12 protein-coding genes are annotated in these 13998 nt (G+C 71.3%); 10 read left to right on the top strand and 2 right to left on the bottom strand.

What is annotated here, in order from left to right; all coding sequences use genetic code 11:
* Window positions 1-97: 97 nt before the first annotated feature.
* The 8 genes from ruvC (at window position 98) to ABT129_RS37365 (ending at window position 9421) form a co-directional block, all read left to right on the top strand.
* Window positions 98-661 carry a crossover junction endodeoxyribonuclease RuvC gene (gene ruvC, locus ABT129_RS37400; RefSeq protein ID WP_351910626.1) on the top strand — a complete coding sequence of 188 codons (564 nt, stop codon included), beginning with the start codon at window positions 98-100 and terminating at the stop codon, window positions 659-661.
* Entirely contained in the window at window positions 658-1290 is a 633-nt protein-coding gene (ruvA, locus tag ABT129_RS37395) for a Holliday junction branch migration protein RuvA (RefSeq protein ID WP_351910624.1), read from the top strand. The genes ruvC and ruvA overlap by 4 nt, the downstream gene beginning before the upstream one ends.
* 134 nt (window positions 1291-1424) lie before the next feature.
* Entirely contained in the window at window positions 1425-2513 is a 1089-nt protein-coding gene (gene ruvB, locus ABT129_RS37390) for a Holliday junction branch migration DNA helicase RuvB (RefSeq protein WP_351910622.1), read from the top strand.
* A 165-nt stretch (window positions 2514-2678) separates the two neighbouring features.
* Complete coding sequence (gene yajC, locus ABT129_RS37385) at window positions 2679-3164, top strand: preprotein translocase subunit YajC (protein ID WP_351910620.1); 486 nt, start codon at window positions 2679-2681, stop codon at window positions 3162-3164.
* Window positions 3165-3308: 144 nt separating this feature from the next.
* A complete protein-coding gene (gene secD / locus ABT129_RS37380; protein ID WP_351910618.1) occupies window positions 3309-5069 on the top strand; it encodes a protein translocase subunit SecD in 1761 nt (586 codons plus the stop codon).
* Window position 5070: 1 nt separating this feature from the next.
* A complete protein-coding gene (secF, locus tag ABT129_RS37375) occupies window positions 5071-6141 on the top strand; it encodes a protein translocase subunit SecF (RefSeq protein ID WP_351910616.1) in 1071 nt (356 codons plus the stop codon).
* Window positions 6138-6689, top strand: coding sequence for an adenine phosphoribosyltransferase (locus tag ABT129_RS37370; RefSeq protein WP_351910614.1), 552 nt, complete (start codon window positions 6138-6140; stop codon window positions 6687-6689). Before secF ends, ABT129_RS37370 begins: the two co-directional genes overlap by 4 nt.
* 236 nt (window positions 6690-6925) lie before the next feature.
* Window positions 6926-9421 (top strand): RelA/SpoT family protein, encoded by a 2496-nt coding sequence (locus tag ABT129_RS37365; protein ID WP_351910612.1) that lies wholly within the window; start codon window positions 6926-6928, stop codon window positions 9419-9421.
* Window positions 9422-9496: 75 nt separating this feature from the next.
* Here ABT129_RS37365 and ABT129_RS37360 read toward each other — a convergent pair whose 3' ends face one another.
* Together ABT129_RS37360 and ABT129_RS37355 are read right to left on the bottom strand one after the other, a co-directional pair.
* Entirely contained in the window at window positions 9497-10726 is a 1230-nt protein-coding gene (locus tag ABT129_RS37360) for a DUF349 domain-containing protein (protein ID WP_351910610.1), read from the bottom strand.
* Between the two features lie 200 nt (window positions 10727-10926).
* The gene (locus ABT129_RS37355) at window positions 10927-11742 is read right to left on the bottom strand and encodes a peptidylprolyl isomerase (RefSeq protein WP_351910608.1); all 816 of its coding nucleotides are present in this window, start codon (window positions 11740-11742) and stop codon (window positions 10927-10929) included.
* Window positions 11743-11904: 162 nt separating this feature from the next.
* On the opposite strand from ABT129_RS37355, the gene ABT129_RS37350 reads away from it, so the two are divergent.
* Together ABT129_RS37350 and hisS are read left to right on the top strand one after the other, a co-directional pair.
* Window positions 11905-12612, top strand: coding sequence for an MBL fold metallo-hydrolase (locus ABT129_RS37350; protein ID WP_351910606.1), 708 nt, complete (start codon window positions 11905-11907; stop codon window positions 12610-12612).
* An 8-nt stretch (window positions 12613-12620) separates the two neighbouring features.
* Entirely contained in the window at window positions 12621-13883 is a 1263-nt protein-coding gene (gene hisS, locus ABT129_RS37345; protein WP_351910604.1) for a histidine--tRNA ligase, read from the top strand.
* Window positions 13884-13998 lie beyond the last annotated feature (115 nt).

Below are 13998 nucleotides of genomic sequence, written 5' to 3'. Positions count from 1 at the left end.
CGGGGGACACACCCCCGTCGGCCCGCCGCCGTTCGTGCGGCGTTGTCGGTGGCAGCCGATAGCCTGCACAAACAGGTGATCGACCGGAGGGGGCGTGGTGCGGGTACTCGGGGTGGACCCTGGCCTGACCCGGTGCGGCGTCGGCGTCGTCGAGGGCGTCGCCGGACGGCCCCTCACCATGCTCGGGGTGGGCGTGGTGCGGACGGCCCCGGAGGACGACATCGGCGTGCGCCTGGTCGGCATCGAGCGGGGCATCGAGGAGTGGCTCGACCGCTTCTCGCCCGAACTCGTCGCGGTGGAGCGGGTGTTCAGCCAGCACAACGTGCGCACGGTGATGGGCACGGCCCAGGCGAGCGCGGTCGCCATGCTCTGCGCGTCCCGCCGCGGCATCCCCGTCGCCCTGCACACCCCCAGCGAGGTCAAGGCCGCCGTCACCGGCAGCGGACGCGCCGACAAGGCGCAGGTCGGGGCCATGGTGACCCGGCTGCTCCGGCTCTCCGCCCCGCCGAAGCCGGCCGACGCCGCCGACGCCCTCGCCCTCGCCATCTGCCACATCTGGCGGGCCCCCGCCCAGAACCGCCTCCAGCAGGCCGTCGCCCAGAACCGTCTCCAGCAGGCCGCCGCCCGGCAGGCGGCCGCAGTGAAAGGCCGAACCCGATGATCGCCTTCGTCAGCGGCCCGGTCGCCGCCCTCGCCCCCACCACGGCCGTCATCGAGGTCGGCGGCGTGGGCATGGCCGTCCAGTGCACCCCCGGCACCCTCGCGGCACTCCGGATCGGGCAGGACGCCCGGCTCGCCACCTCCCTCGTCGTCCGCGAGGACTCCCTCACCCTGTACGGCTTCGCCGACGACGACGAGCGTCAGGTCTTCGAGCTCCTGCAGACCGCCAGCGGCGTCGGCCCCCGCCTCGCCCAGGCCATGCTCGGCGTGCACAGCCCCGACGCCCTGCGCGTCGCCGTCTCCACCGGTGACGAGAAGGCCCTCATGGCCGTCCCCGGCATCGGCAAGAAGGGCGCCCAGAAACTCCTCCTCGAACTGAAGGACAAGCTCGGCGCCCCCCTCGGCGGCAGCGGCCTGGTCGGCGCCCAGCGCGCCGCGGCCTCCGGACCCGCGCCGTGGACCGAGCAGCTGACCGCCGCCCTGATCGGCCTGGGCTACGCGAGCCGCGAGGCCGAGGAGGCCGTCGGCGCGGTCGCCCCGCAGGCCGAGGCCGCGATCGCCGAGACCGGCAGCGCCCCCGTGCCGCAGCTGCTGCGCGCCGCCCTGCAGACCCTCAACCGCGCCCGCTGACCCCGGGGCCCGTCCGCGCACCCCCGCCGGGTCCGGCCCGCCCGGCACGCACGACCCGGCCTGATCCGACCCCGTGGCCGGACAGGCCCTACCACCCGGCCCGACCCGGCCGTACGAACGAGAAGGCATCCACCGTGAACTGGGACGACGACACCACCGCCGAGGCATCCGACGACGCGGCGCGCATCGTCGGCGCCTCCGCCGAGGGCGACGACCAGGCCGTCGAGGCGGCCCTGCGCCCCAAGGACCTCAGCGAGTTCGTCGGCCAGGAGAAGGTCCGCCAGCAGCTCGACCTGGTCCTCAAGGCCGCCCGCCAGCGCGGCGCCACCGCCGACCACGTGCTGCTCTCCGGCGCCCCCGGCCTCGGCAAGACCACCCTCTCGATGATCATCGCGGCCGAGATGAACGCCCCGATCCGCATCACCTCGGGCCCCGCGATCCAGCACGCCGGAGACCTCGCCGCGATCCTCTCCTCCCTCCAGGAGGGCGAGATCCTCTTCCTCGACGAGATCCACCGCATGTCCCGGCCCGCCGAGGAGATGCTCTACATGGCGATGGAGGACTTCCGCGTCGACGTCATCGTCGGCAAGGGCCCCGGCGCCACCGCCATCCCCCTCGAACTCCCGCCCTTCACCCTGGTCGGCGCCACCACCCGGGCCGGACTCCTGCCGCCCCCGCTGCGCGACCGCTTCGGCTTCACCGGCCACATGGAGTTCTACGACCCGGCCCAGCTCCAGCGCGTCATCCACCGCTCGGCCGGACTCCTCGACGTCGAGATCGACCCGGCCGGCGCCGCCGAGATCGCCGGCCGTTCCCGCGGCACCCCCCGCATCGCCAACCGGCTGCTCCGCCGCGTCCGCGACTACGCGCAGGTCAGGGCCGACGGAGCGATCGACCGGGAGATCGCCGAGGCGGCCCTCAGCGTGTACGAGGTCGACGGCCGCGGCCTCGACCGACTCGACCGCGCCGTCCTGGAGGCCCTGCTGAAGCTCTTCGGCGGCGGCCCGGTCGGCCTCTCCACCCTCGCCGTCGCCGTGGGGGAGGAGCGCGAGACCGTCGAGGAGGTCGCCGAACCCTTCCTCGTACGCGAGGGTCTGCTGGCGCGCACACCCCGTGGCCGGGTCGCGACTCCGGCGGCCTGGGCGCACCTCGGACTGGTTCCGCCGCAGGCAGCGGGCCCGGGGGCGACCGGAAGCGGACAACAGGGGCTCTTCGGGGCGTGACGGTGCTGACACTCGCCCGGACAGGAACCAGGGTGCGATGCTGGACGTTGTTCTGTCGATGCGGACTCGCCTAGACTCCGCCGATGCCGCCCTTTCTGGTCGGCGCGCCCACCCCCGAAGATCAGGCCGCGGGTTCTCCGCGACCGTGCGAAGGAAACCCGTCCCGTGAGCATCGTGACCCTCCTCCCCTTCATCGTCCTCATCGGGGCCATGTTCCTGATGACCCGCTCTGCCAAGAAGAAGCAGCAGGCGGCGGCGCAGATGCGCAACGAGATGCAGCCCGGCACCGGCGTGCGCACGATCGGGGGGATGTACGCCACCGTCAAGGAGCTCGGCGACGAGACCGTCCTCCTCGAGGTCGCTCCCGGCGTCCACGCCGTCTACGCCAAGAACGCGATCGGCGCGGTCCTCGAGGACTCCGAGTACAACCGCATCGTCCACGGCGACGACGAGGACTCGGACTCCGACACCGTCGTCCCGGACGACGCCTCCTCGCTGACCGAGGCCGCCGAGGCCACGGACAAGCCGGAGACCGCCGAGGTGGAGGACGCGGCGCCGAAGGCCGACCTGACGAAGAAGTCGGACACGGCCGAGGCCGCCGCCGAGGGCCAGAAGGACGGCAAGACCGACGGCGAGACCGACGCGAAGTAGTCGCGGTCGGGGACACCGCGCACGCCCACCGGCGCGCGCGGTCCCCGGAACGGTTCCACGTCTGCGGGGGAAGGTCCCCACACACACTTCGTGGCCGCCTCGCGCATACCCGGCGCGAGACGGTTGGACAGGGAGATACGACAGGTGGCAGCACCGAAGAAGGGCCGAAGGCCGGCGGGGGGACAGAGCCGGCCGGGCCGCGCCCTGGCACTCATTCTGATCGCCATGGTCGCACTCACCGGCGGCATGTTCTGGTCGGGGCACACCACCCCGCGCCTGGGCATCGACCTCGCCGGTGGTACGTCGATCACGCTCAAGGCCAAGGCTGAGCCCGGCCAGGAGTCGGCGGTCAACGAGACCAACATGAACACCGCGGTCGACATCATCGAGCGCCGTGTCAACGGTCTGGGTGTCTCCGAGGCCGAGGTCCAGACGCAGGGCCGCGAGAACATCATCGTCAACATCCCTCGCGGGACGAACGAGAAGCAGGCCCGTGAGCAGGTCGGTACGACCGCCCAGCTCTACTTCCGGCCCGTTCTCGCGGTGACGAACGGTGGCCCCGCGCCGGCGCCGAGCGCCGGTACCTCCGGCTCCCCCTCGGCCACGCCGAAGCCGTCCGCCTCCGGCTCGTCCGCGGGCGAGAAGCCGACCACCCCGACGGCCGGCGCCACCCAGGGCCGTGCGCTCACCGAGGCCCTCAAGGCCCCGACGCCCACGCCCACCGGCACCGCCTCCACGGCGCCGAAGCCCAGCGGGACCCCGTCGGCCGCCCCGACGCCCGATGCCGCCACCGCCGCGCTCGAGCAGAAGTTCACCGCTCTGAACTGCCTCGACCCCAAGCAGCGCACCGCCGCCGGCCAGGGCGTCAAGCCCACCGAGCCGGCCGTCGCCTGTGGCGAGGACGCCCCCGGCGTGTGGTCGAAGTACCTCCTCGGCCCGGCCGAGGTCGAGGGCCGCGACGTCGACGACGCCAAGGGCCAGTTCGACCAGCAGCGCGGCATGTGGATCGTCACCATGGACTTCACGGGCGCGGGCTCGAAGAAGTTCCAGGCGATCACCGGCAAGCTCTCCTCGCAGGCCGACCCGCAGAACCGCTTCGCGATCGTCCTGGACGGCGAGGTCGTCTCGGCCCCGTCGGTGCGCCAGACGCTGAGCGCCAGCGCCGAGATCTCCGGCAACTTCAACCAGCAGTCGGCGCAGGACCTCGGCAACATCCTGTCGTACGGTGCCCTGCCGCTCTCCTTCGAGACCCAGAGCGTCGACACCGTCACCGCCGCGCTCGGCGGCGACCAGCTGGAGGCCGGCCTGATCGCCGGTGCGATCGGCCTCGGTCTGGTCATCATCTACCTGGTCGCCTACTACCGCGGCCTGTCGCTGATCGCCATCCTCAGCCTCGGCGTCTCCGCGCTCCTCACCTACGTGATCATGGCCCTCCTCGGCCCGGCCATCGGCTTCGCGCTGAACCTGCCGGCCGTCTGTGGAGCCATCGTCGCCATCGGTATCACCGCGGACTCGTTCATCGTCTACTTCGAGCGCATCCGCGACGAACTGCGCGAGGGCCGCACGCTCCGCCCGGCCGTCGAGCGCGCCTGGCCGCGTGCCCGTCGCACGATCATGGTCTCCGACTTCGTGTCGTTCCTGGCCGCGGCCGTGCTCTTCATCGTCACCGTCGGCAAGGTCCAGGGCTTCGCGTTCACGCTCGGCCTGACCACCCTGCTCGACGTCGTCGTGGTCTTCCTCTTCACCAAGCCGGTCATGACGCTCCTCGCGCGGACCAAGTTCTTCGGTGACGGCCACCCCTGGTCCGGCCTCGACCCGAAGCGACTCGGCGCCAAGCCGCCGCTGCGCCGCTCCCGCCGTGCCACCGCCTCCGGCGCTGGCCCCGCCGACCCGAAGGAGGCGTGAGATGTCGAAGCTCGGCGATCTCGGAGCCCGGCTCCACCGCGGTGAGGTCGGCTACGACTTCATCGGCAACCGCAAGATCTGGTACGGCCTGTCCATCCTGATCACGATCACCGCCATCGTCGCCCTGGCCGTCCGCGGTCTCAACATGGGCATCGAGTTCCAGGGCGGCGCGGTCTTCACCACCCCGAAGTCGGACGTCACCGTCAGCCAGGCGCAGGAGTACGCGGAAGAGGCCTCCGGCCACGACGCGATCGTCCAGCAGCTCGGCAACGGCTCCCTGCGCATCCAGGTCGGCGGCCTCGACACCGCGCAGTCCGACCAGGTCCGCTCGGAGCTCGCCAAGGACCTGAACGTCCCCGAGGACAAGATCGCGGCGGAGCTCGTCGGCCCCAGCTGGGGTGAGCAGATCGCCAACAAGGCCTGGACCGGCCTGGGGGTCTTCATGATCCTCGTGGTGATCTATCTGGCCATCGCCTTCGAGTGGAGAATGGCGGTCGCGGCGCTCATCGCGCTGATCCACGACCTCACGATCACGGTCGGCATCTACTCACTGGTCGGCTTCGAGGTCACCGTGGGTACGGTGATCGGTCTGCTGACCATTCTCGGATATTCGCTGTACGACACGGTCGTCGTCTTCGACTCCCTCAAGGAGCAGACGAAGGACATCACGAAGCAGACCCGCTTCACCTACAGCGAGCTGGCCAACCGCTCGATCAACGGCACCCTGGTCCGTTCGATCAACACCACCGTCGTCGCGCTGCTGCCGGTCGCCGGCCTGCTCTTCATCGGTGGTGGCGTCCTCGGCGCCGGCATGCTCAACGACATCTCCCTGTCGCTGTTCGTCGGTCTCGCCGCCGGTGCGTACTCGTCGATCTTCATCGCCACCCCGCTCGTCGCCGACCTCAAGGAGCGCGAGCCGGCGATCAAGGCGCTCAAGAAGCGCATCATGGTCAAGCGGGCCGGCGAGGCCGCCAAGGGCGACTCGGACGGCCCGTCCGTCGACGACAACGAGATCGCGGTCGTGGGCCCCCGGGCCGACCGTCGCGGTCGCACCCAGGAGCACCGAGGATGACCGCCGGGGCCCAGGCCGTCACCGACCTCCTGCTCAGCCGCATCCGTGACGTACCCGACTACCCGAAGCCGGGCGTGCTGTTCAAGGACATCACGCCGCTGCTCGCGGACCCGGAGGCGTTCACGGCCCTCACCGACGCCCTCGCCGGGCTGTGCTCCGCGCACGGCGCGACGAAGATCGTCGGACTCGAGGCGCGCGGCTTCATCCTGGCCGCCCCGGTGGCCGTCCGCGCGGGGCTGGGCTTCATCCCGGTCCGCAAGGCCGGCAAGCTCCCCGGAGCCACGCTCCGCCAGGCGTACGAGCTGGAGTACGGCACCGCCGAGATCGAGGTGCACGCCGAGGACCTGGACGCGGGCGACCGCGTCATGGTCATCGACGACGTCCTCGCCACCGGTGGTACGGCCGAGGCCTCCATCGAGCTCATCCGCCGCGCGGGCGCCGAGGTGGCGGGCGTCGCGGTCCTCATGGAGCTCGGCTTCCTCCCGGGCCGCGCCCGGCTGGAGCCGGCCCTGAACGGCGCTCCGCTCACGGCGCTGATCACGGTCTGACATCGGGCGACACCTCGTACGGGGCGCTCCGGGGAATCCCCGGGGCGCCCCGTCGGTTTTCCGGAGTGCCCCGGTCCGGGGCCCGGAGAGCGTGCCGCGCCCGTGCCGGGTCCGTTCCCCGCCCCGGCCGCGTGAGCAGTGCGTGTCAGGGCTCGATACCATGGCCTTTCCGGGCCTGACCGGGGGACCCGGCACCTCCCCCAGACTCCGTCCGGGGGGACCCCAGAGGAGCGCTCTTGCCAGACGAGGCCCAGTCACTCTCCGCCGCGCAGCCCGACCCGAAGGCCGACAAGGCCGCGCAGGGGACGGGCACGCCCCAGAACGAGCCGGCGGAGACCGGGCCCGCGCCTGCCGCCTCCACGCCGCCGGCCCCCAAGAGCCCGGCTCCCGAGCCCCCGGCCCCCTCGCGCCCGGCCCCGGCGGCCCCCGCCCGCTCCGGCGGCTCGTCCAACCGCGTCCGCGCCCGCCTCGCCCGGCTCGGCGTCCAGCGCTCCTCCCCGTACAACCCGGTCCTGGAACCGCTGCTGCGGATCGTCCGCTCCAACGACCCCAAGATCGAGACGGCGACGCTCCGCCAGGTCGAGCGGGCCTATCAGGTCGCGGAGCGCTGGCACCGCGGCCAGAAGCGCAAGAGCGGCGACCCGTACATCACGCACCCGCTCGCCGTCACCACGATCCTCGCCGAGCTCGGCATGGACCCGGCGACGCTGATGGCCGGTCTGCTGCACGACACGGTCGAGGACACCGAGTACGGCCTCGACACCCTGCGCCGGGACTTCGGCGACCAGGTCGCCCTCCTCGTCGACGGCGTCACCAAGCTCGACAAGGTCAAGTTCGGCGAGGCCGCGCAGGCCGAGACCGTCCGCAAGATGGTCGTCGCCATGGCCAAGGACCCGCGCGTCCTGGTCATCAAGCTCGCCGACCGCCTGCACAACATGCGCACCATGCGGTACCTCAAGCGGGAGAAGCAGGAGAAGAAGGCCCGCGAGACCCTGGAGATCTACGCGCCCCTGGCCCACCGCCTGGGCATGAACACCATCAAGTGGGAACTGGAGGACCTCGCCTTCGCGATCCTCTACCCCAAGATGTACGACGAGATCGTCCGCCTCGTCGCCGAGCGCGCCCCCAAGCGGGACGAGTACCTCGCCATAGTGACCGACGAGGTCCAGACGGACCTCCGGGCCGCCCGCATCAAGGCCACCGTCACCGGCCGCCCCAAGCACTACTACAGCGTCTACCAGAAGATGATCGTCCGCGGCCGTGACTTCGCGGAGATCTACGACCTGGTGGGCATCCGCGTCCTCGTCGACACGGTGCGGGACTGCTACGCCGCCCTCGGCACCGTCCACGCGCGATGGAACCCGGTCCCCGGCCGGTTCAAGGACTACATCGCGATGCCGAAGTTCAACATGTACCAGTCGCTGCACACGACGGTCATCGGACCCAACGGCAAGCCCGTCGAGCTGCAGATCCGCACCTTCGACATGCACCGCCGCGCCGAGTACGGCATCGCCGCCCACTGGAAGTACAAGCAGGAGGCCGTCGCCGGTGCCTCCAAGGTGCGCGCCGACGTGCCGAAGCGGACCGGCAAGGACGACCACCTCAACGACATGGCGTGGCTGCGTCAGCTCCTCGACTGGCAGAAGGAGACCGAGGACCCCAGCGAGTTCCTGGAGTCCCTGCGCTTCGACCTCTCCCGCAACGAGGTGTTCGTCTTCACGCCCAAGGGCGACGTCATCGCGCTGCCCGCCGGCGCGACCCCCGTCGACTTCTCCTACGCGGTCCACACCGAGGTCGGCCACCGCACCATAGGAGCGCGGGTCAACGGCCGGCTGGTGCCGCTCGAATCGACCCTCGACAACGGCGACCTGGTCGAGGTCTTCACCTCCAAGGCCGCCGGCGCCGGGCCCTCCCGGGACTGGCTGGGCTTCGTCAAGTCCCCGCGCGCCCGCAACAAGATCCGCGCCTGGTTCTCCAAGGAGCGCCGCGACGAGGCCATCGAGCAGGGCAAGGACTCCATCGCGCGGGCGATGCGCAAGCAGAACCTGCCGATCCAGCGGATCCTGACCGGCGACTCCCTCGTCACCCTCGCCCACGAACTGCGCTACAGCGACATCTCCTCGCTGTACGCGGCGATCGGCGAGGGCCATGTCACCGCCCAGTCCATCGTGCAGAAGCTGGTCCAGGCGCTCGGCGGCGAAGAGGCCGCCACCGAGGACATCGACGAGGCGACGCCGCCCACCCGCGGCCGCTCCAAGCGGCGCTCCAACGCCGACCCCGGCGTCGTCGTCAAGGGCGTCGAGGACGTCTGGGTGAAGCTGGCCCGCTGCTGCACCCCCGTCCCCGGCGACCCGATCATCGGCTTCGTCACCCGGGGCAGTGGCGTATCGGTTCACCGCAGCGACTGCGTCAACGTGGAGTCGCTCTCCCGCGAGCCGGAGCGGATCCTGGAGGTCGAGTGGGCGCCCACCCAGTCCTCGGTCTTCCTCGTCGCCATCCAGGTCGAGGCGCTGGATCGGTCCCGGCTGCTGTCGGACGTCACCCGGGTCCTCTCCGACCAGCACGTCAACATCCTCTCGGCGGCCGTGCAGACCTCCCGTGACCGGGTGGCCACCTCGCGCTTCACCTTCGAGATGGGCGACCCGAAGCACCTGGGCCACGTCCTGAAGGCCGTCCGGGGCGTGGAGGGCGTCTACGACGTCTACCGCGTGACCTCGGCGCGCAGGCCGTGACGCCGTAGCGACGACACGAGGAAGGCCCCCGGCTCGCTCGCCGGGGGCCTTCCTCGTACGGTCACGGGCTCCGTGTCAGCCGCCGAACTCCTCCAGGCCCTTCAGGGCCTGGTCGAGCAGGGCCTGGCGGCCCTCCAGCTCGCGGGCGAGCTTGTCGGCCTTGGAGTCGTTGCCGGCGGCACGGGCCGCGTCGATCTGCTTGCGCAGCTTCTCGACCGCGTCCTGCAGCTGACCGGTCAGACCCGCGGCACGCGCGCGTGCCTCCGGGTTCGTCCGGCGCCACTCGGCCTCCTCGGACTCCTGGATCGCGCGCTCCACCGTGTGCATCCGGCCCTCGACCTTGGGACGGGCGTCACGCGGCACGTGGCCGATGGCCTCCCACCGCTCGTTGAGGGAACGGAAGGCCGCGCGCGCCGCCTTCAGGTCCGACACCGGCAGCAGCTTCTCGGCCTCCGTCGCGAGCTCCTCCTTCAGCTTGAGGTTCTCGGTCTGCTCCGCGTCCCGCTCGGCGAAGACCTCGCCGCGCGCGGCGAAGAAGACGTCCTGGGCGCCGCGGAAGCGGTTCCACAGGTCGTCCTCGTGCTCGCGCTGGGCGCGGCCGGCCGCCTTCCACTCGGTCATCAGCTCGCGGTAGCGGGCCGCCGTGTTGCCCCAGTCGGTGGAGTTCGACAGCGACTCCGCCTCGGTGACCAGACGCTCCTTCGCCTTGCGGGCGTCCTCGCGCTGGGCGTCCAGCGAGGCGAAGTGGGCCTTGCGGCGCTTCGAGAACGCGGAGCGGGCGTGCGAGAAGCGGTGCCACAGCTCGTCGTCGGACTTGCGGTCGAGCCGGGGGAGGCCCTTCCAGGTGTCCACGAGCGCCCGCAGACGCTCGCCCGCGGAACGCCACTGCTCGCTCTGGGCGAGCTCCTCGGCCTCCGTGACGAGCTTCTCCTTGGCGCCGCGCGCCTCGTCGGTCTGCTTGGCCTTCTGGGCCTTGCGCTCCTCGCGGCGCGAGTCGACCGTCTCGACGAGCTTGTCGAGACGGGTCGCGAGCGCGGCCAGGTCGCCGACGGCGTGGTGCTCGTCGACCTGCTGCCGGATGTGCTCGATCGCCGCGGTGGCGTCCTTCGCCGAGAGGTCGGTGGTCCTCACCCGCTTCTCGAGGAGGCCGATCTCGACAACCAAGCCCTCGTACTTGCGCTCGAAGTAGGCCAGGGCCTCCTCAGGGGTGCCGGCCTGCCACGATCCGACGACCTTCTCGCCCTCGGCCGTCCGCACGTACACGGTGCCCGTCTCGTCGACGCGGCCCCACGGGTCGCTGCTCACAGCGCCTCCTCACCATGATGCCGTCGCGGGGTCGTACCCCCCGGGCATCGTCCACAGTTTCCCGGCGGGCCTCGCCCGCCTTCCGCAGCGCGGCCGACGGCCCAACGCTGCACAACGCCAATCTAGGCGAACGGCGGCCCGGCTGTCCGCACTCAGCGCGACCGAGATTCCACGGTCACGCGCGCGTGCGGACGCCCGGCTCACTTCTTCGCGACGGTCGCCTTCTCGATGGTGACGGCCTTCTTCGGGGCACCGTCGGTGGCGCCGCCCTCGACACCGGCCGCCGCCACCTTCTCGATCGCCGCCAGGCCCGCCGCGTCGATCTTCCCGAACGGGGTGTAGCTCGGCGGGAGCTTGGTGTCCTTGTAGACGAGGAAGAACTGCGAGCCGCCGGTGCCCGGCTGCCCGGTGTTGGCCATCGCCACCGTGCCGGCCGGGAAGGTCACCGTGCCGTCCGCGCCCGCCTTGCCGAGCGCGCCCAGGTTCTCGTCCGGGATGGTGTACCCGGGGTCGCCGGTGCCGTCGCCCTTGGGGTCGCCGCACTGGAGCACGAAGATGCCCTGCGTGGTGAGCCGGTGGCACTTCGTCCCGTCGAAGTACTTCTTGTCGGCGAGGTGCTTGAAGGAGTTCACCGTCCGCGGCGTCTTCGCCGCGTCCATGGTGATCGTGACGTCGCCCTCGTTGGTCTTCAGAGCCATGGCGTACGTGGCCTTCTGGTCCACGGCCAGCTTCGGCTCCGGGCCCGCCTGCTTGGTCGGCGTGGGCGCCGGGGTGGTGGGCGCCCCGCTCGCCGACGCCTCGGAGCCCGCCGTGGTGTCCGACCCCTTCGAGGAGTCGTCGCCGGTCAGCGCCACGGACGCGTACACCGCGCCGCCCGCCGCCAGCACCACCGCGAGCGCGGCCGCGACGACGGTGTTGCGGCGCTTCGCCTTGCGCCGGTTCTCCTCCCGCCGCTGCTGCTGCCGCGCGTACTTCTCCCTGGCAAGCTGCCGCCGCCGCTGATCGCTGGTGACCACCGGTTCCGCTCCCGTCGCTCGTCTGTTCCTGTCCTGGCCGGATGTGCCCGTACCGTATACGGGTTGGCTGTGGAACCGGCACCGCCGGTAGGCTCTGATCTGCTGAATCCCGCGATTCCCGTGGATTCCGCGCCCAGTGCCGGACGACAACTAAGGACGAACGTGCTGATTGCCGGGTTCCCCGCCGGGGCCTGGGGGACCAACTGCTATCTGGTCGCCCCCGCCGCAGGCGAGGAGTGCGTGATCATCGACCCGGGCCACCAGGCCGCCCAGGGAGTCGAGGAGACGCTCAAGAAGCATCGGCTCAAGCCCGTCGCCGTCGTCCTCACCCATGGACACATCGACCACGTCGCCTCCGTCGTCCCGGTGTGCGGCGCCCATGACGTCCCCGCGTGGATCCACCCGTCCGACCGCTACATGATGAGCGACCCGGAGAAGGCCCTCGGCCGCTCCATCGGGATGCCTCTCATGGGCGAGCTGACCGTGGGGGAGCCCGACGACGTGCGTGAACTCACCGACGGCGCCGCGCTGAACCTTGCCGGTCTGGAGTTCTCCGTCGCCCACGCGCCCGGTCATACCAAGGGGTCGGTGACCTTCAGGATGCCGGAGACCGCGGAGATCCCCTCCGTGTTCTTCTCCGGGGACCTGCTCTTCGCCGGCTCCGTCGGACGCACCGACCTTCCCGGCGGTGACATGGACGAGATGCTCGCGTCGCTGGCCCGCGTGTGCCTGCCGCTCGACAACTCGACCGTGGTGCTGTCGGGACACGGTCCCCAGACGACCATCGGCCAGGAACGCGCCACCAACCCGTATCTGCGGGACGTGGCCGCCGGCCTCGGGAGCACGAAGGCTCCCCGACGAGGAATGTGACGATTCACGTGAGCACCTTCAAGGCCCCCAAGGGCACGTACGACCTGATCCCGGCGAACTCGGCGACGTACCTCGCGGTCCGCGAGGCCATCTCGGCGCCGCTGCGCCGCTCCGGGTACGGCTACGTCGAGACCCCCGGCTTCGAGGACGTGAACCTCTTCGCCCGCGGTGTCGGCGAGTCCACCGACATCGTGTCCAAGGAGATGTACGCCTTCGAGACCAAGGGCGGCGACAAGCTCGCCCTGCGTCCCGAGGGCACCGCCTCCGTGCTCCGAGCCGCCCTGGAGGCCAACCTCCACAAGCAGGGCAACCTGCCGGTCAAGCTCTGGTACTCCGGCTCGTACTACCGCTACGAGCGCCCGCAGAAGGGCCGCTACAGGCACTTCTCGCAGGTCGGCGCCGAGGCGATCGGCTCCGAGGACCCGGCGCTCGACGCCGAGCTGATCATCCTGGCCGACGAGGCCTACCGCTCGCTCGGCCTGCGGAACTTCCGCATCCTGCTGAACTCGCTGGGCGACAAGGAGTGCCGTCCCGTCTACCGGGAGGCCCTGCAGACCTTCCTGCGCGGCCTCGACCTCGACGAGGAGACCCTGCGCCGCGCCGAGATCAACCCGCTGCGGGTCCTCGACGACAAGCGCGAGGCCGTGCAGAAGCAGCTGGTCGGCGCCCCGCTCCTGCGTGACTACCTGTGCGACGCGTGCAAGGCGTACCACGAGGAGGTGCGCGCCCTGATCACCGCGGCGGGCGTCGTCTTCGAGGACGACGCCAAGCTGGTGCGCGGCCTCGACTACTACACCCGCACCACCTTCGAGTTCGTCCACGACGGTCTCGGCTCGCAGTCGGCGGTCGGCGGCGGCGGCCGCTACGACGGCCTCTCCGAGATGATCGGCGGCCCCGCGCTGCCGTCCGTGGGCTGGGCGCTCGGTGTGGACCGCACGGTCCTCGCCCTGGAGGCGGAGGGTGTCGAGCTGGACATCCCGGCCGCCACCAGCGTCTTCGCCGTCGCCATCGGCGAGGAGGCCCGCCGGATCCTTTTCGGCAAGGTCACCGAGCTGCGCAGGGAGGGCATCGCCGCGGACTTCTCCTTCGGCGGCAAGGGCCTCAAGGGTTCGATGAAGGACGCCAACCGCTCGGGAGCCCGCCTCGCCGTCGTCGCCGGTGAGCGCGACCTCGCCGAGGGCGTCGTCCAGCTCAAGGACATGGAGTCCGGCGAGCAGCAGTCGGTCGCCCTGGACGCCCTCCTGGAGGCGGTGCGGGCCAAGCTGGCCTGACGGACCGTACGGACGGAGGGCCAGGGCATCACCGACCTCATCACCACCCCGGGCCTGATCAACCTCGAGTTCGCCGACGTCAAGTCGGTCATGTCCGAGGCCGGTTCGGCGCTCA

The sequence above is a fragment of the Streptomyces sp. NPDC002057 genome (genome assembly GCF_040296665.1).
Taxonomy (GTDB): domain Bacteria; phylum Actinomycetota; class Actinomycetes; order Streptomycetales; family Streptomycetaceae; genus Streptomyces.
The sequence above is the reverse complement of the archived record's forward strand: the minus strand, read 5'-3'. Positions and strand labels throughout refer to the sequence as shown.